Source organism: Hyphomonas sp., from assembly GCF_040882205.1.
Lineage (GTDB): Bacteria > Pseudomonadota > Alphaproteobacteria > Caulobacterales > Hyphomonadaceae > Hyphomonas.
In genome coordinates, this window is record NZ_JBBEBT010000015.1 from 1 (window position 1) to 8,528 (window position 8,528).

Consider the following 8,528-nt stretch of genomic DNA (forward strand, 5'->3'; position numbering starts at 1 on the left):
TGCGCCTGGCTATCTTGCCGGCACATGCGCCGCGATCAGATGTGGACCCGGCTCGGCAAAGGCGCGTGCCAGCGCGGCATCAAACGCTTCCGCCGTAGTGGCATTCACCGCCGGCACCCCCTGAGCTTCGGACAACTTTACCCAGTCGATCTCCGGCCGGCCGAGGCCCAGCAGGTCTTCGGCGACACGGCCTGGATTTCCTGCACCTGTGCGCGCGAGTTCGATGTTCAGTATGCGGTAGGAATGGTTGACGAAGATCACGTTGACCACGTCCGTGCCTTCGCGCGCCATACTCCAGAGCGCCTGGTTCGTATACATGCCTGCGCCGTCGCCCGAGAGGCACAGCACCTTTCGGCCCTTGGCCGCAACCGCCGCGCCGAGCGCCAGCGGCATACCTTGCCCGATGGCGCCGCCTGTCAGCATCATCCATTCGTGCGGACGTGCCCGGCCGGTCATCATGAACGCTGGCAGGCCGTTGGAGACGCCGTCATCGGACACGAAGCTGCCTTCTGGAAGGTGGCGCGCTATGGAGGCGCCAATGCTGGCAGCATTCAGCGTGCCGGTCGGCACGCCCGGCAGATCCAGCGACGCCGGATCGGCAGATGATTTCGCGCCCAGCGCATCGGCGAGCGCGCCAAGGATGGCCGCGCTGTCGCTTTCTGGCCCACCGATGACCAGCGGCGTGCAGCCTTCCGGCACCAGCACCGAGGGGCGCCCCGGATAGGCGAAGAAGGCGACCGGCACCTGGGTGCCCGCCACCAGCATCAGGTCCGTGCCTTCAAGGTCAGCCATCGCGCCTTCGGCAAAATACTGCATCCGGTCCGGCGCGAAGAGACCCGCGCCGCGCGCCATGCGCGGGAAGAAGGTATCCGTCAGTACACGGATGCCCGCCGCCTTGAGGCGCGCCGCCTGGGCAAGGCCTTGCGGTGTCAGCGCTGTACCATTGATCAGGATCATGGGCTTCATCGCCTGGCGCACGGCTTTAGCTGCCGCTGTAATCCTGTCCGCGTCCGGCGCCCGCAGTTTCGGGCGCCCGCGTTTTGCGCCGGGCTTGCCGCCTTCAGTCCAGGCCGTATCGGCCGGCAGCAGCAGCGAAACCGGTCCGGGCACCGGACCGAAGCTCGCCTCCCAGGCTTGCGCAGCAAGGTTGCCCGCATCGGCCACCTTGTCAGCGGATTTGATCCAGACCGAATTCGGACCTGCCAGGCCAAGGATGTTCGAGGTCAGCGGCGCATCATAACGCAGGTGCGGAACGGCATGGTCGCCGATCACGTTAATCATCGGCGTCCAGGCGCGCTTGGCGTTGTGGATATTGGCGCCGCCATTGAGATAGCCCGCGCCGAGATGCAGCAGCGTCATCGCCGGCGTGCCGGTGACGCGCGCATGGCCGTCTGCTGCGCCGGTCGCCACGCCTTCGAAGAGGCACAGCACGGATTTGATCCGCGGCTCATGGTCGAGCGCGGTGACGAGGTGCATTTCGGATGTTCCGGGATTGGCGAAACAGGCGGTGACGCCGTGGTCAGCCAGGGTCGAGACCACCGCCTCGGCGCCGGTCTTTATGTCGCTGCTGGTATCTGCCATGTCCGCCTTCCGAGATCTCTTTGCAGAGGTGCTTAGGCGAATTCATCGGGCGGCGCAAAAGCCAAACGGACCGCAGATCGTTCTAGAAGCAAGGGGGTCTTCCATGAGCGGCCTGCGGCCCGCCATAGCCAAAGGGGAATGGCTGGGCTGCAGCGTTTACTACAGCTTGGAAGGGACAATAGATCTCGAATGTCAGAAATCGAGCCTTTTTTTGAGCGGCATCGCTGCATACCATCGCAACGATTGCCGCAAGCGCATTCAGAACAGGAACTTTCCTGGCAGGCCATCAGGCAGATAAAGCAGATCGATCTGGTCAGCGCGCAACTCCTGGGTGCGTGACTGGTTGATATATCCCTTTTCGGTTATCTCGCCGAGGTCCGGCCGGGGCTGGCTGGTTTGCAGGAATAACCGGGCGATCCGGGCCGAGGCATTGGGATTTTTTCGGTTGTGCGCCGAAAGGCCCGCGCGCAGCGCCGCTTCTACCTCAGGATGGCGGACCAGTTCCTCGATGGGCAGGGCCGCGCCGGCAAGGCGCTGGCAATAGGCCTCGTTGAGAAAACCGAGCAGGCCGATCTCTTCGCGGTTGAGGCCGCAGACGATGGCGTCCGAGAGCACGCCCCCGCTCGCTGCGACGGCGGCAACGCGCACTGATCCGGTCGACACCCAGGTGCCGCTGACCAGCTTGAACTCCTCCACCGTGCGCCCGTCAAAGGCGAGGCCCTTTTCCGGCTGAGCGGGGTCGACGAACTTCACGGCGTCGCCGAGGCGGTAATAGCCTTCCTCGTCGAAGGCTTCGGCGGTCTTCTGCGGATTGCGGAAATAGCCGGGCGTGACGTTGACGCCCTTCACGCGCAGCTCGAGCTTCTCGCCGGCGGGCACCAGCTTGAATGTGTTTCCCGGCAGCGGCAGGCCGATCAGGCCCATCTTGTCATTCGGCCAGTGGACGTTCGACGCGGTCGGCGAAGTCTCTGTCGCGCCGTATCCAGCCGAGAGCGAAATGCGCTCGCCGGCGATGCGCACCGCGACTTCCTGGATGCGCTCGTAGATGTCCTGCCCCATCGAGGCGCCGCCATAGGCCATGGAGGTGAGGCGCGAGAAGAAGACTTCGGCGAGCCCGTCGTCCTGCTCCAGCGCGGTGGCGAGCGCCGCCCAGGCCTGCGGGACGGTCGTGTGCTGAGTGGTCGGAATTTCCTTCAGATTACGGAGCATTTCTGGCAGACGCTGCGGCGTCGGTGCGCCCTGGCAGATATACAGCGTGCCGCCCAAGTCCAGCATGTTGTGCAGGATTGAATGGGTACCGTAGGTATGACTCCAGGGCAGGAAATTCACCATCACCTGCGGGCCGCCGGTGATCTCGTCGAGGCGTTCCTCGTTCCATACCGAGCGGATCATCTTTGCGTTGGCAGCAACCATGGCGTGCGTGTTGATGACTGCCTTGGGCTCTCCGGTGGAGCCTGAGGTGAGCATGTATTTCGCAACTGTCTGCGGGGTCAGTGCGGCATAGGCCTCGTCAACCGCCGGGCCGCTCTGTCCGGCAAAATCCTCAAGGCTGACGGCGCGCGGCACATCGGGCGCATTTCGCGAATAGATGACGAGGCGGCCCGTGAGGTCGAGCGCATCGAGGGCGCGCTGGTACTCCTTGCCGTCCTCCACATAGATGAATTTCGGGCTCGCCAGCTCATCGATGTAGCGGAAGCGAACAAGGTCCTGGCTCAGCGTGGCATAAGCCGGCGTAACCGGCACGACCGGGCTGGAGGCCCACATACCGGCATACATGACGAGCGCATTGTCGATGGAATTCTTCGACAGGATCATAACCGGCGCCTCCGGCCCGGCGCCCTCGCTGAGGAAGGCGGCGGCGATGCGGCGCACGGCTGCGAGGCCTTCGGCATAAGTCACCTTGCGCCAGTCATCCCGCGCCGGATCTTCCGGCCAGCGCTCGGCGAGCCAGGCCTGGCCGGGCCGCTCGGCCGCCCATTTCACCAGCGGGGCGAGCATATGCGGCGGATGGGCTTTCAGCGGCAGGGCGCTGTCGAGATAGATCGTACCGTCCGGACGCCGGTCTATTTTCAGCTTCAATGGAAGATACGGCACCTCGCGGAACGGAATATGCGCAGTCTTGCTCATGGGCGAACGTCTATCTCCCCGCAGGGCAGCCGGAAGGCGGCCTGCATGTGTTTTCTCGTGTGATTGCTCGCGCAGCCAGCCGTAAAGGGCAAGCCCCCCGCCTACTCCTTGGCGCCCGCCAGTTCCTTCAGGATGACGTACCAGTGGTCGAGCCCGTCATAGAAGGACGCGACTGGCAGGCGTTCGTTGAGGCCGTGGGCGAAAGTGTCGTTGGGCCTGGCGCCGCTGGCGCCAATACCGAGCGTGTCATAGCCGAGATTGCGGTAGTGCATGCCGTCGGTGCCGCCGGAGGACATGTGCGGCAGTATGGCGAGGCCGCCAAGGCCGCGCTGGGCGAGTGAGGCGTTGAGGGCGGCGAGCACGTCTTCGGGCAGCTTCGATTCAGGGCTTTCGACCAGGGTAGAGATCAGCTTGAACTTCACCTCCTCGTTGCCGATCACTTCTTTCAACGTCTTCTCGGTGGCCTCGATTCCGACGCCCGGGAAGATGCGGCAGTTAATCGTGGCGGTGGCCAATTGCGGCAGGGCGTTGTCCGCATGGCCGGCGCGCAGCATCGTGGGGATGCAGGTGGTGGCGAGCGTGCCGATGGTGGACGGGTCCGCGCGCAAAGCCGCGATGGCGGCTTCGTCAGCCGGATTGGCGGCGAAGGCGAGCATCGCTTCGCCCAGCGGGCCGGGCGTCTGCGCCCCGGCGGCCTTGAAGGAGGCAATCGTCAGCGGGCTGTGCATGACCGGGAAGGTGTAAGCTTCGATCTTCCTGAGCGCAGCGGCCAGCTCGTAGATCGCATTGTCCGGACGCGGAGCCGAAGAGTGCCCGCCGGGATTGGAGATCGACAGCTCGTAGGAAGCATAGGTCTTCTCGGCGCCCTGCACGCTGTAGAACAGGGCCTTGCCGTCTGTATCGAGCGTCAGGCCGCCGGCATCGGCGTTCAGGACATAGGCGGGATCGACATTCACCGCGACAAACTCAGCCTGTGCGCGGGTGGACACCATGCCGGTCTCCTCATCGCCCGACAGCGCAATGACAATATCGCGGTTCGGCGTGAAGCCTTCCTGCTTGAGGCGGATGAACGCGGAGACAAGGCTGATGACGCCGTACTTGTTGTCGGCGGTTCCGCGGCCGAAGAAGTAGCCGTCTTCCTCGATCAGCTCGAACGGATAGCGCACCCAGCTTTCGGGAAGTGCGTCGACGACATCCATGTGAGCGAGCAGAACTATGGGTTTTTTTGCCGGGACGCCGTCTGCACGGTACCAGACCATCAGACCCTGCACGGCTTCGCCATTATTGTCGTGATCAGTGACGCGGATATCGGCATCGGCAAAGCCGGCGGCCTTGAGTTCACGGACGAGGTATTCAACCAGCTCAGGCGTTTTCGCCTGCCCGCGCGCGGTCCGGATCTCGACGGCGGTCTGGTACATCTCGCGGGCGGATTGCTCGAACGCGGTGCGCTCTTCTGCGAGACCGACAGGCACGCCAAGCAGCAGCGCGGCGGACAGGAGAATGGGCTTGAAGTTCATGGACGTCTCCGGACGGCGGGTTCTGCCTCCTTGCTCGCTCAGTGCGGGGGAAAGGGCAAGCCCCCCCGGATTAAGGATCAAACCCCTCATTCTCGATATAGATCACCTCGCCGCAATGCTTGCAGTGGACCGAGTCGCGGTCGTGGCGCATCAGGCCGCAATTGGTGCATTCAACCTCAACCTTGTCGGTCGGCGTGACGAGCGCGCGCAGGAGGCGCAGGAAGAGCGTGACGCCGAGCAGCATGATGATGATGGGCAACACCCTGCCCGTCCAGCCGACGAGCGTCACGTCACCATATCCGGTCGTCGTCAGGCTGGTGACAGTGAAATAGAAAGCGTCGAGATAGTTCTTCACATCCGAGCCAGGACGGTTCACCTGATCGGCATAGACGAGCGCGGACATGATGAAGAGGAAGACGACGACATTGATTGCCCGCTCGATCACCACGCGGTTCAGGTTCAGGTAGCTGGAAAGCAGGTTATTGTCGCGCAGGAAGGTGAAAGCGCGCGCGATCCTCAGGGCACGGATGATACGCAGGAAGGCATAATTCTGCGAGATCAGCGGCGCGAACATCGTGAAGACGACGATAATATCGGCAATGTTCATATAGCGCTGCAGGAAGCGGCGCTTGGTAGGGGCAATGTAGAAGCGGGCGAGAAGGTCCAGCGCAATCACGGCGCCGATCACATAGTCGAGCCAGTAGTGATAGCCCTCTTTCGGAATGAAGGGCGAGACGAGGAAATAGCTGATCGTCAGCACATCGAAGATGAGCATGGCCCAGCGGAAACGCAGTGGCCATTTGCCGACGCCTTCATACAGCCAGACGAGCGTACGGCGCAGGCCGAGGGGTTTCTTTTCGCTGACTGCTCCGCTCAACCAGCCGGCTCCAGCGTTTCGTTGAAGCGGACGGGCTGGCCGCCGCCTTTTGACGTGATCTCGCCGTCCCGCATCACGAAGCCGCCGCGCACGATGGTGGCGACCGGCCAGCCGGTTGCCTGGAAGCCGTCGAACTGGGTCCAGCCGCATTTAGACTTCGACCATTCCTTCGTGATCGTCTCCTTGCGCTTAAGGTCCACGACCGTGAAGTCGGCATGGTAGCCTTCGGCGATGCGGCCCTTGTCGGCGAGGCCGAAAACGCGCTGCGGACCGGCACTGGTGAGCTCTACGAAGCGCTGCAGACTGAGCTTGCCGTCATGCACATGCGTCAACATCACGGGCACCAGCGTCTGCACGCCGGGCATACCGGAGGGCGAGGCCGGATAGGGCCGCATCTTCTCCTCGGCCGTGTGGGGCGCATGATCCGTCGCCAGAACATCGACGATGCCGGCATTCAGCGCGCGCCAGAGCGCGTCGCGGTGGCGCGCTTCGCGCACCGGCGGGTTCTGCTGGGCGAAGCCTTTCAGGCGGTCATAGCAATCGGGCGCGGCAAGCGTCAGGTGGTTGGGCAGCACTTCGACGCTGGCGACATCCTTGGCGTTCACCAGGATGTCCATCTCCTCGGCGGTGGAGATGTGGAGGACGTGGATGCGCTTGCCGGTCTTGCGGGCGAGGCTGAGCAAACGGCGCGTGGAGGAGACGGCGGCCTCGACATCGCGCACGATTATATGGCTGTTCCAGTCGCCGGTGACGGCGAGGTGGCGGCGCTCCTCGAGGCGGTATTCGTCTTCGGAGTGGAAAGCGGCGCGGCGCTTGATGGCGCGCAGGACGGCTTCGACACCGGCATCGTCCTTGATCAGCAGGTCGCCGGTGGAGGCGCCCATGAAGACCTTGACCCCGCAGCAGCCGAGCATGCGCTCCATCTCGGGCAGCAGTGCCACGTTGTCATGGGTCGCGCCGGCATAGAAGGCATGGTCGATGTCCATGCGGCCCTTGGCGCGGGTGAGCTTGTCGAGCATCAGGTCGGGCGTGATGGTCGAGGGATTGGTGTTCGGCATCTCGAACACGGCAACGACCCCGCCGAGCGCAGCCGAGCGGGCCTCGGTCTCGAGGTCGGCCTTGTATTCGAGGCCGGGCTCGCGGAAGTGGACCTGGGTGTCGATCACGCCCGGCAGGATGTGCAGGCCAGCGGCGCCGTAGATTTCGCCGGCAGCGGCCTGCGATAAGTCGCCGATCCGGGCGATGCGTTCGCCGATGATGCCGATATCGGTTCGGGCTTCTCCGCCGGGGGTGACGAGCGTGCCGCCGCGCAGGATAAGGTCAAAAACCTGGGTCATAGGCCATCTTATCGCGCCGCAGCGGGGAAATGTCACGCAGGCGATTTGCTTGGGGCGCAGCCGTTTTGGCCGGATCCAGCGAGGGCAGGCAGGTCTCTGGATCTGAATTTTCCCTTCTTGCCATCAATCCCGGCGAACGGGGCGGGGATGAGCGCTTTTAGAGGGGGCGATCCTTCACGCATGGCTCCCCGCGTTCGCTCGCCGGGATGACAAGGAGGGGTAAAGGGGCTTAGAAATAGTCCATGCACCGCCTCCCCGACCGCGCGATACTTTTTCTTGAAGGCCCTGACACGCTGGCGCTGCTGGAGCGGACGGTGACGCATACGGTGGCGGGCTGGGAGACCGGCGCGGCAAGGTATGGGGCGCTGCTGACGCCGCAGGGCAAGGTGATTGCGGACTATATCGCGCACCGGACCGAAGGCGGGGTGCGCATCGACGTGCATGCGGACGCAGCCGAGGACCTGCTGAAACGGCTGAAGATGTTCCGGCTGCGCTCGGCGGTGGAGATCACCCGGGACGAGGGGCTGGTTTCCGCAATTGACGCGAACGGCACGCCCGACCCGCGAAGCGCAAAGCTGCCCCGGCGGACGATTGCCACGGCGGCGGACGCGGGCGAGCCCCTGCCCCGCTGGAACGCGCTGGCCATCGGCGCCGGCATTCCCGAATGGGGCCGCGATTACCGGTCGGCGGAAATTTTTCCGACCGATATCAACATGGACCTGATGGACGGCATAGATTACCGCAAAGGCTGTTTCGTCGGCCAGGAAGTGGCAAGCCGGATGAAGCGCAAGGCCTTGATCCGTAAGCGGACGGTGCGGGTGCGCGCCAGCACGCTGGCGGCGGGCGCCGAAGTGCGTGCGGGCGCAGGCCTGCTGGGCACGGTGACGAGCGCGGCAGAGAATGAAGGCCTCGCGCTGATCCGGACTGACCGGTTTGCCAAGGCGATCATGGCGAGGGATCCGGTGACCGTGAATGATGCGCCTGCGGAGATTGACAGCGCGCCCTGGCTGATTGCCGAAGTAAAAGCCCTGCTTGAGGCCCCGGCCGATGAGTGACGAGACGCCGTATTGCGGCTGGGCGCCCGTGAGC

General features: G+C 64.1%; 6 protein-coding genes. 1 reads left to right on the top strand and 5 read right to left on the bottom strand.

What is annotated here, in order from left to right:
• Nucleotides 1-9 precede the first annotated feature (9 nt).
• The 5 genes from WEA77_RS01230 to WEA77_RS01250 all read right to left on the bottom strand — a co-directional run bounded on the left by WEA77_RS01230 (nt 10) and on the right by WEA77_RS01250 (nt 7,439).
• Nucleotides 10-1,581: an acetolactate synthase large subunit gene (locus tag WEA77_RS01230; RefSeq protein ID WP_368066056.1), complete on the bottom strand. Its 1,572-nt coding sequence runs from the start codon at nt 1,579-1,581 to the stop codon at nt 10-12.
• 258 nt (nt 1,582-1,839) lie between these two features.
• Nucleotides 1,840-3,708: a feruloyl-CoA synthase gene (locus WEA77_RS01235; protein WP_368066057.1), complete on the bottom strand. Its 1,869-nt coding sequence runs from the start codon at nt 3,706-3,708 to the stop codon at nt 1,840-1,842.
• A gap of 101 nt (nt 3,709-3,809) precedes the next feature.
• Nucleotides 3,810-5,225: a M20/M25/M40 family metallo-hydrolase gene (locus WEA77_RS01240; RefSeq protein WP_368066058.1), complete on the bottom strand. Its 1,416-nt coding sequence runs from the start codon at nt 5,223-5,225 to the stop codon at nt 3,810-3,812.
• A 70-nt stretch (nt 5,226-5,295) separates the two neighbouring features.
• Nucleotides 5,296-6,102, bottom strand: a complete 807-nt coding sequence (locus WEA77_RS01245) for a potassium channel family protein (RefSeq protein WP_368066059.1) — start codon at nt 6,100-6,102, stop codon at nt 5,296-5,298.
• Nucleotides 6,099-7,439 carry a dihydroorotase gene (locus tag WEA77_RS01250; protein ID WP_368066060.1) on the bottom strand — a complete coding sequence of 447 codons (1,341 nt, stop codon included), beginning with the start codon at nt 7,437-7,439 and terminating at the stop codon, nt 6,099-6,101. The genes WEA77_RS01245 and WEA77_RS01250 overlap by 4 nt, the downstream gene beginning before the upstream one ends.
• Nucleotides 7,440-7,681: 242 nt before the next feature.
• On the opposite strand from WEA77_RS01250, the gene WEA77_RS01255 reads away from it, so the two are divergent.
• The gene (locus WEA77_RS01255; protein WP_368066061.1) at nt 7,682-8,494 is read left to right on the top strand and encodes a folate-binding protein YgfZ; all 813 of its coding nucleotides are present in this window, start codon (nt 7,682-7,684) and stop codon (nt 8,492-8,494) included.
• The last annotated feature ends 34 nt before the right edge of the window (nt 8,495-8,528 follow it).

Excerpts from the sequence above, each read along its gene's own strand:
- WEA77_RS01230 (WP_368066056.1), bottom strand. The coding sequence starts at position 1,581 with ATGGCAGATACCAGCAGCGACATAAAGACCGGCGCCGAGGCGGTGGTC.
- WEA77_RS01240 (WP_368066058.1), bottom strand. The coding sequence starts at position 5,225 with ATGAACTTCAAGCCCATTCTCCTGTCCGCCGCGCTGCTGCTTGGCGTG.
- WEA77_RS01255 (WP_368066061.1), top strand. The coding sequence starts at position 7,682 with ATGCACCGCCTCCCCGACCGCGCGATACTTTTTCTTGAAGGCCCTGAC.
- WEA77_RS01235 (WP_368066057.1), bottom strand. The coding sequence starts at position 3,708 with ATGAGCAAGACTGCGCATATTCCGTTCCGCGAGGTGCCGTATCTTCCA.
- WEA77_RS01250 (WP_368066060.1), bottom strand. The coding sequence starts at position 7,439 with ATGACCCAGGTTTTTGACCTTATCCTGCGCGGCGGCACGCTCGTCACC.